The 13,790-nt window shown below is 43.2% G+C and carries 15 protein-coding genes and 1 tRNA gene; 10 read left to right on the top strand and 6 right to left on the bottom strand.

Going from position 1 to position 13,790, the window contains the following annotated elements; all coding sequences use genetic code 11:
• Nucleotides 1-2: 2 nt before the first annotated feature.
• A tRNA-Met gene (locus ACFQ3S_RS17375) sits at nucleotides 3-76 on the bottom strand.
• A gap of 240 nt (nucleotides 77-316) precedes the next feature.
• Between ACFQ3S_RS17375 and ACFQ3S_RS17370 the strand changes: the two genes are divergently transcribed.
• Nucleotides 317-604, top strand: coding sequence for a DNA-binding protein (locus tag ACFQ3S_RS17370; protein ID WP_377166808.1), 288 nt, complete (start codon nucleotides 317-319; stop codon nucleotides 602-604).
• Nucleotides 589-858 carry a hypothetical protein gene (locus ACFQ3S_RS17365; protein WP_377166806.1) on the top strand — a complete coding sequence of 90 codons (270 nt, stop codon included), beginning with the start codon at nucleotides 589-591 and terminating at the stop codon, nucleotides 856-858. Before ACFQ3S_RS17370 ends, ACFQ3S_RS17365 begins: the two co-directional genes overlap by 16 nt.
• Nucleotides 859-866: 8 nt before the next feature.
• On the opposite strand, the gene ACFQ3S_RS17360 is transcribed toward ACFQ3S_RS17365, so the two are convergent.
• Nucleotides 867-1,436 (bottom strand): hypothetical protein, encoded by a 570-nt coding sequence (locus ACFQ3S_RS17360; protein ID WP_377166804.1) that lies wholly within the window; start codon nucleotides 1,434-1,436, stop codon nucleotides 867-869.
• Nucleotides 1,437-1,504: 68 nt separating this feature from the next.
• On the opposite strand from ACFQ3S_RS17360, the gene ACFQ3S_RS17355 reads away from it, so the two are divergent.
• The 7 genes from ACFQ3S_RS17355 (at nucleotide 1,505) to ACFQ3S_RS17325 (ending at nucleotide 9,036) form a co-directional block, all read left to right on the top strand.
• Nucleotides 1,505-1,888 (top strand): hypothetical protein, encoded by a 384-nt coding sequence (locus ACFQ3S_RS17355; protein WP_377166802.1) that lies wholly within the window; start codon nucleotides 1,505-1,507, stop codon nucleotides 1,886-1,888.
• Nucleotides 1,857-2,135 carry a hypothetical protein gene (locus ACFQ3S_RS17350; RefSeq protein WP_377166800.1) on the top strand — a complete coding sequence of 93 codons (279 nt, stop codon included), beginning with the start codon at nucleotides 1,857-1,859 and terminating at the stop codon, nucleotides 2,133-2,135. Before ACFQ3S_RS17355 ends, ACFQ3S_RS17350 begins: the two co-directional genes overlap by 32 nt.
• A 117-nt stretch (nucleotides 2,136-2,252) precedes the next feature.
• Nucleotides 2,253-3,785, top strand: coding sequence for a type IV secretory system conjugative DNA transfer family protein (locus ACFQ3S_RS17345; RefSeq protein ID WP_377166798.1), 1,533 nt, complete (start codon nucleotides 2,253-2,255; stop codon nucleotides 3,783-3,785).
• A 22-nt stretch (nucleotides 3,786-3,807) separates the two neighbouring features.
• Nucleotides 3,808-4,593 (top strand): hypothetical protein, encoded by a 786-nt coding sequence (locus ACFQ3S_RS17340; protein WP_377166796.1) that lies wholly within the window; start codon nucleotides 3,808-3,810, stop codon nucleotides 4,591-4,593.
• A 159-nt stretch (nucleotides 4,594-4,752) separates the two neighbouring features.
• A complete protein-coding gene (gene mobF / locus ACFQ3S_RS17335) occupies nucleotides 4,753-7,485 on the top strand; it encodes a MobF family relaxase (protein ID WP_377166794.1) in 2,733 nt (910 codons plus the stop codon).
• On the top strand, nucleotides 7,469-7,837 hold the full coding sequence (locus ACFQ3S_RS17330; RefSeq protein WP_377166792.1) for a hypothetical protein: 369 nt from the start codon (nucleotides 7,469-7,471) through the stop codon (nucleotides 7,835-7,837). The genes mobF and ACFQ3S_RS17330 overlap by 17 nt, the downstream gene beginning before the upstream one ends.
• Nucleotides 7,838-8,127: 290 nt before the next feature.
• Nucleotides 8,128-9,036 (top strand): hypothetical protein, encoded by a 909-nt coding sequence (locus tag ACFQ3S_RS17325; protein ID WP_377166790.1) that lies wholly within the window; start codon nucleotides 8,128-8,130, stop codon nucleotides 9,034-9,036.
• A gap of 373 nt (nucleotides 9,037-9,409) precedes the next feature.
• Here ACFQ3S_RS17325 and ACFQ3S_RS17320 read toward each other — a convergent pair whose 3' ends face one another.
• From ACFQ3S_RS17320 to ACFQ3S_RS17305, 4 genes are all read right to left on the bottom strand, one after another.
• A complete protein-coding gene (locus tag ACFQ3S_RS17320) occupies nucleotides 9,410-10,330 on the bottom strand; it encodes an ArdC family protein (protein ID WP_377166788.1) in 921 nt (306 codons plus the stop codon).
• Between the two features lie 27 nt (nucleotides 10,331-10,357).
• Nucleotides 10,358-10,750, bottom strand: coding sequence for a DUF2958 domain-containing protein (locus ACFQ3S_RS17315; protein ID WP_377166786.1), 393 nt, complete (start codon nucleotides 10,748-10,750; stop codon nucleotides 10,358-10,360).
• A 248-nt stretch (nucleotides 10,751-10,998) separates the two neighbouring features.
• The gene (locus ACFQ3S_RS17310) at nucleotides 10,999-11,910 is read right to left on the bottom strand and encodes a toprim domain-containing protein (protein ID WP_377166784.1); all 912 of its coding nucleotides are present in this window, start codon (nucleotides 11,908-11,910) and stop codon (nucleotides 10,999-11,001) included.
• A 393-nt stretch (nucleotides 11,911-12,303) separates the two neighbouring features.
• Nucleotides 12,304-12,825, bottom strand: coding sequence for a hypothetical protein (locus ACFQ3S_RS17305; protein ID WP_377166782.1), 522 nt, complete (start codon nucleotides 12,823-12,825; stop codon nucleotides 12,304-12,306).
• Nucleotides 12,826-13,273: 448 nt separating this feature from the next.
• On the opposite strand from ACFQ3S_RS17305, the gene ACFQ3S_RS17300 reads away from it, so the two are divergent.
• Complete coding sequence (locus ACFQ3S_RS17300; protein WP_377166780.1) at nucleotides 13,274-13,471, top strand: hypothetical protein; 198 nt, start codon at nucleotides 13,274-13,276, stop codon at nucleotides 13,469-13,471.
• The last annotated feature ends 319 nt before the right edge of the window (nucleotides 13,472-13,790 follow it).

Below are 13,790 nucleotides of genomic sequence, written 5' to 3'. Positions count from 1 at the left end.
AGTAGCGGGGAGCAGGATCGAACTGCCGACCTTAGGGTTATGAATCCTACGCTCTAACCATCTGAGCTACCCCGCCGTATTGTATTCCTTGCTGATTTATAGGCTTTTACAATCTAAATCATAATTGCCATTTTTCAGCTTCCAAATCCGTTAATGGTTTTGTTAACGGTTACCCCTTCAGGTGCGTGGAGTGCAAAGGTAAGAATTATGGACTTTTATTTATAATGTTTTTCAATTTTGTTGTAATGATCGTTTTACTTACCTTGTAATATGGAAGTTATCTTTTTAAATGCTGTTATTAATTTAGATTAAACCGATGAATGTTATCTGCATTGATGATGCGGCCTTCTATGAACTTTTTGACAGATTGGTTGTCCGGCTGGAAGGTAACAAGGCGGTCAAAGAAGATAAATGGATTTCCGGCATTGAGGCCATGAATATGATGCGCATCAAAAGCAAAACCACTTTGCAGAAACTCCGCGACGAAGGACAGATCAGATATACCCAGCCTGAAAAGAAAATCATTTTGTACGACCGGGATTCAATCAATGACTTTTTAGAAGATTTCGTACAAGAACCTTTTGAACAATGGAAGAAGAAATAGACCCAAACGAAGAATATATCGCGGCTTATAATTTAGGCTACAAGCTTAACCGCATCTCTCCCGAAATTGCAGAACTGCTTGACCATATTCCTGTGCAAAGCCAGAAAATGAAAGCGTTGAAAGCTGGCATTGACCAGCACAAAGACGAAGTATTGGAAGATTATACCCCGGACTGGCTTCAGAACGAAGACAAGGAAATAAACGACATCGACCCAGATAAAGACGTGGATTGGAATATAGAACCTGACTTGTAATTTTCAGATCAGTCTTTATCCGGCTCCATATCTTCATGGCCGGTATCTTCGGTATTACCTAATAGGTCCATATATACTTCGCTCATTTCTTCCAAACTGCGCTCTTTGGAGAGCTGCTTTAGATCAACATGGCTGTCGTATTCCTGAAAGTATTGTTGCTCGATATAACTAAAACCTTCCGGTAGTTTTTTTTCATCACCCTTTAACGCTTTCATCTGTTCCCGATCAAGGCCTTTAAACTGATTGCCCTCCAGGTGATAGTTGACGACGGATTTCAGCTCTGCGGCCTTTTTAGCTTCCACACTATTGATCGCCCGTTGAAGTTTTGTATCGAACTGTTGGTACAATTCTGATTTCTCTTTGATCAAACGGCTGATCGTTGCCTGTTTGGTTAAGTTGCCATTCGTCCTGTCCATGCCCGGTGGGTCAAAGCGGGGCTGTGGTGCGATATCCCTGTTCAGTTCTATAATTTGCCTATCTGCCTCTTTGCTGAAGGCAAGGTACTCGTTTAATGACGGCTCCAAATCCTGGAACCCTTCCGGCAGCCTGGCATAGGACTGTTTGTCTTTATCCTCCATAATAATTGACTAAGTGGTTGATATAGTCTAAGATATAAATAATTTGTTTAGCATCCAATGGGGATCAGATGACTGACAGTGAAGGCGCAAAAGAGCTGCTCAACGGATATTTCCAGGGTGACCGGGAAGCCATGAAAAAATCCATTGCTTATGGCCGGAGAGACCGGATCAAATGGTCTGATATTGCGCTGAACGCAAAGCTGTATCCTGAATTCGAAGCAACGATCCATGATGTCATCAAAACTGTGCTTGGGTTTAACCCGCCGGACCATTACATCTTGCCGCAGGAGACTTTTCTGCGCGTGGCGATTAACGAGTTCATACACGACAAGCTGACTATGGAACAATTATTCGCGGAGGCAGAGTTGTATCTCAAGCTGGTCAGGAACGAATTGGTAAGAGATCATTTTGAGATTTACTATGATCGCAAAGTTTATAAGAGATACTCATGATCTTTTGGCAGTTGCTGACAAAGCTAAAGCGCGATTAATAAGCTTTTTAGGTTACGTCCCGGCTTTGGAAACATCCGTATTTGCCGAAGTTTTCTTGCGTGAGGCGATGCTTGAACCGAAGTATAATTTTAGTGACCGCTTGAATACAACAGATTTAGAGGCGCTCACCTTGATCAAGTTCAGAGAGGTCTTGTTGACCAAAGGATTGAAAGCAGCCCTGACTCCCCTCTTCCTGCGCAGGACCTGATTACGGCACATATCCTGCGAAGAACGACAAACGAAAAAAACTGCTAAAATTTGTTTTTTCAAAAGTAAAGATTAAATTTGATAAAGCACTTGATGCCAAACCTTTGCTGTTCTCACAATGCACCAATTCGACCTTGACCGGCCATTATTGCAGATACCTTTGGGCCAACAAAACTATGCCCAATTTACCATACGCCACGCCGTAGAGGGCATTCAGATTTTCGGCGGTATCGGTTCCGGTAAGACTTCCGGTTCCGGAAAAATGCTTGCTCAAAAGTTTTTAGAAAATCAATTTGGCGGTCTGGTGCTAACGGCCAAACAGGATGAAAAAGATTTATGGGTTGATTACTGCCGCAAAGCCGGACGGTTAGACGACCTGATCATTATTGAACCCGGAGGCAAATATCGCTTCAACTTTCTGCAATACATTTCCAAACAATCGGAAACGAACGAAGCCATCACGGAAAACATCGTTGAAGTTTTAAAGACGGTTATCCAGGCGGGTGAAGAAAAAGAGAAAGGCAGTGGTGATGATGCTTTCTGGACTTCTGCGCTGGACATGATGTTATTGAATATCGTCGATCTGTGCCAACTTGCTTACGGAGAGGTTACTTTGGAAACGATGTATAATATTCTGCAAACTCTGCCCAAACCTGCCGCAGCCCCGGCAAAAGAAAAAACCGACGAAGAAAAAGAGAAAGAAGCGAAAAAGCAACCTACCGCCTATGAAATTGCTGATGCGATCATTAAAGAGAAACACCAGGCAGATTACAAAGATTGGCTAAACGGCCTCTCCCCTGAATATAGAAGATCGCTTAATACCAAAGCTAAAATGGAACAGGCGGTGATGAATAATTTACCGAATGCCCGGCTTACCAAATACCTGCTCCAGTTCTTTCACAAAACCTATAAAACGCTTAGCTCAAAAACGCAATCGATCATCGAATTTATTTTTGCAGGGTTTGTGTACAGGCTTTTACGTGAACCCGTATTCACGCTCTTTTGCAATGAACCTTCTAATATATCCCCGGAGGACTGTTCAAACGGGAAAATTATCCTGATCAACCTGCCCGTCAAAAAGTATCACAAAGTCGGCAGGGATTGCCAGATCATGTTTAAATATATCTGGCAGCGCTCGATGGAAAAACGGATAGTCAATGATACGACCCGGCCAGTTTTCCTCTTTGCTGATGAGGCGCAAAACTTTATTCATGAGCATGATGCGGTGTACCAGGCTACCGCACGGAGCAGTAAAATCGCCACTTTATACATTACGCAAAACTTGCCAAATTACTACTCGATGATGGGTGGCAACAAAGCGGAATACAAGGTCAAAAGCTTTATGGGTACGCTTGCAACTAAAATATTCCATGCCAATGCGGATATAGAAACAAACATTTATGCTTCTAATCTATTCGGGGAAGCTGATCACACTGACCCTCAATTGTCCGTATCTGTCGGTAAAGACAGTTTATCACAAACGCATAGTATGGGTTTGAGTCTGCAAAAATTGGTCAGACCTGAGCAATTTACTGCTTTAAAGACAGGTGGCCCTTTGAACAATCACAAGGTCGAAGGCTATCTGCACCGTCAAGGCGATGCCTTATTTGGCGCAAGAAGCTTTAAGAAGATCATTTTTAATCAATTGTAATAAATTTTAACTCAAACCCATCATGAAAAGAAACCTGTACTATCATCAGGTCTACAGAAGACAAAACAAGCTCAAGTTATTTATCATTCACTTTTTTCTGGGCATCTCTTCATTGCCGAGATTATTAATCGAAGTCTTCACCCGTACCAGGTTTGGTGAGCGATATTACTCTTTCGCAGCGGTAGTAACGATTAGTGTTATTTTATTTTTTATGCCATTTTTATCGAGTCAATTAAGCTTGCTTAATCCGTATAGTTATCACAACTACGATGACGACGGATTCTTCACGACAATCGCAAAGAACATCACATGGTATATCTACCTTGCAGCATTTTTTTATTTCAGCTTAAAGCGCAAGAAAGAAGTTGATCGGCTGCTGTCCGTTTTTGATTTCGCAAGATTTAGTCTTTCAACAGGAGTTATCCACCCTAAATTATTGGAGTTCAATATAGGCAAAAAGACCGGCGATCACCGATTTGCCTCAACCGTTATCGAGCCAGGAATCTTTTTAATAGCCGGTATCCTACTGGTTTTGGCACACCAGATGCTGGGTAAACTATTTATTTTCGTCAGCATTGTTTACTCTTTGAGTTGGGTCGGCGCTTATCATCTTGGGGATGAGTTTGTAATGGACACCATCGATGAAATGATTTGCAACGAAGAAATGGTTGAATCCTTTGTAGAAGGCAAACCTATTGAAGACACGCGAGGGTTTGAAATGCACTGCAGAAAACCGAATGATCCTTCGTTTCGCCGCCAGGTGGTTGACCAAATGGTCGGTGACGATGAAGCTTCTGAAGCCTTTTGAAACGTCCTAAGCAGTGCTTAGGGGAGATGTCTGATGATAATTTATTAACAGGGGTTATCAGGTTTCGCGACACTGCCCCGAGCACTGCGCTAAGTTATCAATGATTATCGTAATGGTTCGTTCTGCAAGCTAATTAAAAAACCAGGTTATCATTCTCTTATGATACGGATGATACAAAGCAATTCTGCCGGGCAAGCGAAATCCTATTTTAAGGATGCGCTGTCAAAGGCCGATTATTATATCAATGACCAGGAACTGCAAGGGCGTTTTGAAGGGAAGCTTGCAACGCGTCTGGGCCTGGAAGAACGGGCCACACAGGAAGCGTTTTTTGCCCTGTGTGAGAACGTCAATCCCGGCAATGGTAAGCCCCTCACCCCGCGCACCAAAGAAGAACGCCGGATCGGGTATGACATCAATTTTCATTGCCCGAAATCGGTATCGCTGGTGCATGCGCTATCCAAAGACCAGCATATCTTAGAGGCGTTCGAGAGCAGCGTCCGGGAAACGATGCAGCACATTGAGGCCGATGCAAAAGCGCGTGTACGCAAAGGCAAAGTTTATCAGGACCGTACAACCGGCGAATTAGTGTGGGCTTCCTTTACACACCAGACCGCCCGGCCAGTCGAGGGGTTCGCCCCCGACCCGCATTTACATGCGCACTGTTTTGTCTTTAACGCTACTTGGGACGATACGGAACAGCAATACAAGGCAGGACAGTTTGGCGACATCAAACGCGACATGCCTTATTACCAAGCCAAGTTTCATAAAGTCTTGTCAGATAAGCTGCATGGTTTTGGCTACCAGGTACGCCGGACCGAAAAGAGTTTTGAGGTTGTCGGAGTACCGCAAGGCGCTATCGACCTGTTCTGTAAACGCACGAACGAGATCGGACAAATAGCCAAAGAAAAAGGCATCGTTGATGCCAAAGCCAAAAGCGAGTTAGGTGCCCGCACCCGTGCAGCAAAACAACACGGCATGAGCATGAGCGACCTTCGCAGCGAATGGACACGGCAGATACAGGAAAACGTGATTTATAACGGCAATGAAGAACGGGACACCGTTCGCTTTGCCCCAATCAAAGAAGCCGACAAAACACTGTCGGCTGATTGTATTGATTATGCCTTAAAACACTCCTTTGAACGTGCCTCGGTTATTCAGGACAGGCGGTTACTGGAAACGGCGAACCGCTACAGCATCGGCAGGCATGCGGTGAGTTCACAAGCGATCACTGACAGCTTTGTCAGTGATACGCGTTTCATCAAGATACAGGAACGGGGCAAAATCCTATGTACGACCAAGCCGGTACTACAGGAAGAAAGCCGGATGATCGCACTGGCCCGTGCGGGGCAGAACAGGTTTACACCACTTTACACCGACATGCCTGTCTTAAATGAAACCTTGAACGCACCCCAGCGTGCCGCGGTCGAACATGTGCTAACCACTTCCAGCCAGGTTTCCATTATCAGGGGTGCGGCAGGTTCGGGCAAAACCAGGCTTTTGCAGGAAGCCAAACGGCTGATGAACGAAGCTGGCAAAACCGTGTATGCGGTGGCACCTACCGCCGAAGCCTCCCGGGGTGTTTTGGAGAAAGAAGGCTTTGCCGGTGCGGAAACGGTTGCCAAGCTGCTTGCCGATAAAAAAATGCAGGAGGCATTAAAGGGACAAGCCCTGTTTGTGGACGAAGCCGGTTTACTTGGCACACAAGATATGACCGCCCTGCTCGCCCTTACCCAAAAGCAGAACGCGCGGCTAATCCTGATCGGCGACACCAGGCAGCATGCCAGTGTGGTGAGAGGGGATGCCCTGCGCATTTTAAACACCGTGGGCGGCATTCAGGCCGCAGAGGTTAGCAAGATCCTGCGACAAAAAAATGTTCATCACCGGGCGGCTGTAGAAGACTTGGCAAAGGGTGATGTTGGCGCAGCCTTTATCAAGTTAAGCAGCATTGGCGCGATCAAAAATATAGATCCGTTAAAGCCGAATGACGAACTGGTCAAAGATTACATGAAGCTGGTTAAAAAGGGCAAAAATGTATTAGTAGTTTCTCCAACGCATGAGCAAGGCAATGCCGTTACGGAAGAAATCAGAAGTAAACTGAAAGCATCCGGCCACTTAGGTAAAAGAGAACTTAAAGCTTTAAAGCTGACGAACACTAATTTGACCCAGGCGGAAAAGTCCGACTGGCGCAAACTGCAAAAAGGGCAGTTGGTACAGTTTAATCAAAACCTGCCGCAGATCAAACGCGGCAGCCAGTGGCTCATTGAAGAATCTAATGCGGACAACATTTTGTTGAAAAGCCCGGAAGGCAAGGTATTGCCACTGCCCAAACATAAAGCATCGGTTTTCGAGGTCTATGAGGTAACGCAGTTAAACCTTTCCAAAGGGGATAAGGTAAGAATTACGCATAACGGCTTTGATAAGGATGATAAGCGGCTGAATAACGGCCAGTCATTCGATGTGGTATCGGTCAATAAAACAGGTCAAATCAAACTGCAGAATAGCATCAGCAAGTCTACCTACACGTTAGACAAAGACTTCGGGCATATCAGCCATGCCTATTGCACCACTTCCCATTCTTCACAAGGTAAAACGGTGGATGAAGTGTTGATCTCGCAGCCCTCATCCACTTTTACGGCTACGGATGCCAAGCAGTTCTATGTGTCTGTTTCCCGTGGGAGTGAGGGCGTCACAATTTATACGGATGACCGGAAAGCATTGCTGGAATATGCTTCGGAAATGCGGCAAAGGCAGTCGGCAACAGAGCTGGTGAAGCGCAGGAAAACGCATGAGGATCACGTCTTTGAATTAAACAAGCATCCGCCAATGGAAATTAAGCCAAAAGAAATTGATCAAAACATAGATAGGAATAAAGATTATGAGCCAAGACTTTGAATTCGATTTGTATGATGATCCTGCTTCTAAGCCGGAAAAGCAGAACGATAAAACGAACTTCGCTGAGCCGGGCCACGTCAGGAATCTATGCCTGAAATGGCCGGATGGCAGATGTAAATTTTATAACTATGCGTATTTAATTAGCGGTGAGTTTGAGCCGGTCAATAATTCGATCTCTTTAGTTTTCACAACAGATACGGTAATGATTGAGGGGAGTAATTTGCAAGGTCTGTTTGACAAATTACAGCAGCATTTGCCCAAGTCCGTCAGTTGCAGTGAAAGTCGTTATGCTTCGCTGGCACAAGGGAGTGAAGTAGTGGTAACAAGCATCGCAATAACACCAACAACATAAAATTTCAGAAAGCAAAGTCTCAAACTATCTAACTATATTTCATGCTATTGCATCACAAATTGTCCAAAAAGGGGATCTTAACAAATGATATTTAAAATTTTAACACTACAAAATTTTAAATAAATAAAAGTCTACTAAAATAATATTCATTTAATTATTAAAATACTATTTTTTCTATCTCCCTATGAAATAAAATTAGTTGTGCCTAAATTTATATCACTAAATCTTATCATATAGTTTCAATCGATAGCAGGGTAGCTATTGAGGAGTCACCTAATAACTATTTTGATATGAAAAAAATCTTACAAACCGCCAGGATCATTTTTACAACTTTAATATTTAAAGTTGTAAAAGACTTAATTAGACATCTAATAATTTTGTTTGCTTGCTTAACAATGTTTTCCAATGAGAGCTTTGGGCAAGAGTGGTCAGTTGATACGTTGAGGGGCTATAACGACACAACACAACTAACTCACAAACCAACAGGTTATGTATATCGTTTCTACAGTAAAGGGATACATATTATACCAGATATTTTAAGATACGTTCCATTTGATATTCCAGAAGGAGATACTTATTACCCTGAACACTTTCCAATTCAATTGTTAAAATATGGTGCTGGTTGGATTATAACCAGAGATAATAGAATGCCCAAAGCGCAATTAGCGGCTGAAATTTATGCTATAACGCATCATAACGGAACTTGGGTAAGTGAAGAGTATTTGAATACGCATGCAAGTAAAAAAAACGCCCCTATTGAAATTGCTTATATGAACAAGATGTTAAATAAAACTATGGAGTATAATGTTAAGCGTTTTAAAAATTGGAATAATAGTACTTCTATCGTTAAAAATGAAGCTCCTGAAATAACTCATCCAACTCGATCACTTAGCGGTAAGTTGGGTAATTCAAGTGGTTCCTATCGTAGGATGACCTTAAAAGCAGCACTCAATCACATAATAATGCTTCAACAAGATAGCACTGAAAAGGATAAATATATAGGAAATTTAAAAGTAGACTCCGCAGTAACACATCAAATTTCAGAATTCTATAAGAGTGAACTAGAGAGAAAATCTAAAGAACTTGATACGGTAGGAACTGTGATTGCACTATCTGGGTTTATTTTAGCAGTGTTAACTTTCTTTGGTTATAATAAATGGGCAGAAAGATTTTCAGGTGTAAATGGGGTTCGTATATAACAAAACTCAATAAATACTACGGTTCAATCTTCTTATGCAAATCCGTTTTAACTTTATTATAAAATGATTTCGTCGTAATATCTAATTTGTTTTCTTGACATCGACAGAGCTTACTACCCATTGTTATTCCAAAACATAACACAGCTCCGGTATAACAAAATAAGGAGAAATAAAGCCAGGAGTTATTAGGATTTTTATTTAAATCTATCAAAAGAATTACTCCAAATAGCGTGATTTATATTTAACGTAAACAGTGTCATAATCCTTGTCAACAATAAACGTATAGTAATAGTTAAACAATTCTCTTTATTGACAGGCTTAAGTAGCGAATGTCACAAGCCTCCGATTTTAATAATTAGAAGCTTGTGATAAATTAAATGTTTAGCAGATATTCAACTACTTTATTCGCCTCGCTTGCAGCGCGAAAGATAGCACGGTTATCTTCTCGTAATACACTCAACCAGTTGTCAATATAGCTGGAATGATTGCCTTTCTCTAATGTGGCGATGCCGAATCCTGCACAAAGGAACGCTGAGGAAAACTCAGCAACCAATTCTTCATTCGCGTATTTCTTATCGCCAAACCTTGCTTTTTCCAGGCGGTTAAGGCGGTCTTTATGACCTGTCCAGTGAGAAAGCTCATGTAGTAAGGTGGAATAATAACCCTCCGTAGCCGTGCAAGAGGCCGTATCTTCAAAGTATTCAGGGAAAGGCATGTTAATTCTGTCGGCCATTGGACTGTAGAATGCCTGGTCTCCCTGCTGTTGGATGATCGCTTTAGTGTTTGAGACGAACTGCTCAATCGCATCTATCTTTTCAATAATGCTGACCTTACTAGTTGGCTCGTGGGTTGGTGTCGGTGGCTCATAGCTTTGTAGCTGGCAACGGTTAAACACATAGGACGATTTCAGGAACGGTATCTTTTGGATTTCACCGTCCTTTTCTTTTTCAATCGTATCATAGTAAACAACCAGATTACCCTTTTCGCCTTTACGGACTTTCTCGTTTTTGGATTGCCATTGCTTGAAGCTGCCCCATTCGCTGGTGGTGTAATTATTCTTGATGGCGGAACACCACAGCAATACGATGTTGATGCCGTTGTATTTGTTGCCGGTAACATAATTTTGCGGTAAGCCTAACACTTGATGATTTGGCCCTGACCAGGGCTTTTGCCAAGGGATAACTCCTTTCTCCAGTTGTTCGATGATGGTAGTGGTTACTAAATCGTGTACGTCCAGGCGTGGTACAGTGAATTTTTCGCCGCGTTCAGATGGTGATAAGGTAGAATTGGTCATTATGATTTACTTTCGGTGATAGGGTAATTAAAGTTTCAGTGCTTTGGCTGCGTTTTTCAGGGCCGTTTCGTTTTCGGTGATGGCTTCATCCCTGCGGGCGGCGTAGGCATAAACGCTAAGGGGATAGTTGCCCTCGAAGAAGTTATCGCGTTTGATACATCGCCAGAAATCTTCTGCATCCAATAATTTCTGGATGCTGACGGAACCCATTTCAGGGAACCCCATACCAAGATCGCAAAGGCCAAAGGCAATTTCAGGGTATCCGGGGTCGAGTTCGCTGATTAACCAGGTGCAAAGCGTATTCGTCATGAAAAGTTTGACGACTGGCGGGTAGTCTTTTTCAAAGCTATTATCGCTGCCGTTTTCAATCAGCTTGCTAAATTGCTCATCGGTAAAGAGTTTGGGATATTTGTTTTCCATTGGAAGTTCTTTCCTGTTTTGGAGTTGATGGTTGCAAGAGATGGCCAACCGAAGTTCAAGTGAGCGAACCGGATGTTTTTTTGGATGGGCGAGTGAATTGTCCGGCACGGACAAGAGGAAAAAAATGTTTGGTGAAGTCGAACGGCTTCGGTTAATCTCATTGCAAAACCATCGGCTCAATCCTGAACAGGAAAGGAACCAATGGATTGCATCTCAAGGTTTTTAATGAAGTAAGGTGGAAGCAGTTTTTATACGGTAAAGCCAATCGCATAAGTTGACTGGTGCCAGTCGTTCACATCTTTATAGGTACGATAAAAGCCATTCAGCGGCTTATGCGTTAGCCCCTCCTGTGATTTGACAAAGTCTGTGATTTTTTTCGTGGTGTTACGGCCCTGCAAATCATTGTCCATCCAGCTATAGAGCGTCTGGTAGCCATAGCCGGTGATATAGGGATAAGCTAATTCAAGACAGGCAATCGAATTGAGGATGATGCAGTCATGCTGACCTACGTATTGCGGAAAGCGTATCAGTGCCGACAAATAATCAAAGCTGCCTTCAAATAAATGAATGGCCTTTGGCTTTGCCACCTCACCCCGTTTAAAGGTAATGGTTTTGGGTGCCACACAGCTTTTGATATAGATGTTGCGCAGTTCGCACCCGCCGTCTTCATTCTTAAAGCCTAACGCATATATGCGCTCACCGTTATTGCGGTTCTGGACATAGGCTTCGACAAAATGCCGATATGCCACCTCGAACGGAATACCGCGCTTTTCGGCATAACGTATTAGTGCCAAATCTTCTAACGGGTCTGTCCGCTTAAGTTGCCATCCGGGCAATTGCACGATGGCTGCTTTATGCGGTGCTTTACTTATAATCGGCTGCATCACCATGTTGGTTAGCCAACGTAACGCGTCGCTAATAGTGTGGTCTTCGTTGGAAGATTTGAGATGAAGAATGACGAAATCCAGGCAATTGCCGCCTTTAGCAATTGCATCATCCTGCCAGGTATTTTCGGCTGGCTTTACAACCAAACTTAAAGGCTGTTTATCATGGAAAGGCGAGTTGTACATAAAGGCACTGGTGCAAACGTCAGCAGGTTCGCAGCCAATGGTTCGCAGGATGTCTGTTAAGGGAATGAGGTTAGCTTGTACTTCGTTCATGCGGTCTCCTATCGTACCAGGCGGCGGTTTAGAAAATTGTCGAGACTGGACTGCCGGTAACGCACCGCGCGGCCAACCTTGATCGGCTGAAGGTCGTAGCGTTTAGTGCAATCCCATACGGCAAGCGTATGGTGATTGGTAAGGCCCAAGTATTTGGCTGCCGCTTTGCGGTCGAGCAACGGATCGTGATTTGGCTCACGCATAATTACCTCGCTGGTGATTTAATTTTAAGAAGGCCGCCTGTGGCTGGCCTCGAAGAATGTAGGTTTATTATCCTACGTTACAGAAAATACAATAGGATTTTCGTCCTGTTAACAATGAATAATCTAAAATTGCCTATAGCAACCTATAATTGAAATAAAATTGCCCCTGCGTTGCAGGGGCAACCCAATGTTAAGCATTGGGGAATGTAATCGTTGATTCGATTTCATGCAGTTTGGTATTGCACTCATTGAAGATGTACTGTGATACCATGCGGATCAGTCCTGGAGAGGATGTGATAAATTCACGAAGTTTGTCGTCGCAGATAATCAATTTGCAGCCTTGGTAAGGGTTTTCATTCAGTTCGTCGCCTTCCTGTGCCAAAGCAACTTCAAAGGCTTCCAACTGGCGCATCCGGGAGATAAGGTTGATCCGTTGCACGCTTCTGCGGTGCAGATCGCTTACCACTTTCAACCTGTCATCGAGGGTCAATTCTGGCTTGGCAGGTTTGGCTTCCTGTTGCGGCATGGCTTGGGGCTGCACTTGTGGCGCAGCCTCTGGTTTAGGTTTGTCGGCTTCGGCTTTCGCAGTTCCGTTTTGCGCTTTGGCAGGTGTTACGTCTGCTTTTTTGGCTGCGCCATTTTGAATTTGGTTGTTTGCTGCTTTGGCAGTTTCATTCTTTACGGCTGTGCCGTTTTCGTTGTTCAAGTCCATTTTGAATGGTTTTTATAAGTTAAAAAATCTGTGATCACCAAAGTCATTTGAGCTAAGCCTCATCTGCCCTTTGATAGAGGCTAGATATTTGCGCGTGGGGTGGGCGAGACAAGGCTGCCGCAAAAAATACTACCCGGAGCGTAGCATAGGTGTGGAGATTTTTTAGCGGCACTCCGCATGGCCTTGTCCGCCGAAGAGGTATAATTTCGCCTCGTTCAAAGGGTTGATGAAGGCTTTCGGCAAAATGGTTGATGACAGGTTTTGCTTATAAACCAACAATGGAAAGGCAGATAGAAAACAAACGGCGTTTATAACACAGACTGGCAACGCATAAATAAAGATAAACTGTGCATACTAAAAATGCTTACGCATAAACCATAGCAACAAAACGACATGGGAAATGAGGCATCGTATAAACTGGCTGACGTTAACAAAAAAGGAAAAGCCAATGTCAGAATACCAACCTGTTAATCAGATAACTCTTGAACGGATTAAAGCAGCATATCAGGCATCCGCTAAAATTGTTGCTTTATACGGTGACATTTATCTACCCTTGTTTGAACGGATGCACCAGGAATTGAAGAAAGCAGAGGCGGCAGTTGATTTAAAAACACTGGCACTGCAAATTGGTGGCAACCAAAACTAACTTGTGAATAATTGATGATATGATATGCTGTAATGCTGTTGAACAAAGCTGACATGCTTCAACTGATAAATCCGTATTCACATTATTGTAGGAAATTGAAAATGACAGTATCACCAATTCAATCTCAATTAGATATGCCTGATGATGTAATAGCGCTATTAGCTAATATAGAAAATCTGTTATTGGTGATGACACCTATCGAACCTGATGAATGGAAACATGGTAAAACGGTTTCACGAACATTCACGAAAGCAGAATATGAAACCGTCCGAAATTTGTTGCTCGCCTATAAGCATCTGACCAGATAAATATTTTAATT

The organism is Mucilaginibacter terrae, assembly GCF_042679325.1.
GTDB lineage: Bacteria > Bacteroidota > Bacteroidia > Sphingobacteriales > Sphingobacteriaceae > Mucilaginibacter > Mucilaginibacter terrae.
The sequence above is the reverse complement of the archived record's forward strand: the minus strand, read 5'-3'. Positions and strand labels throughout refer to the sequence as shown.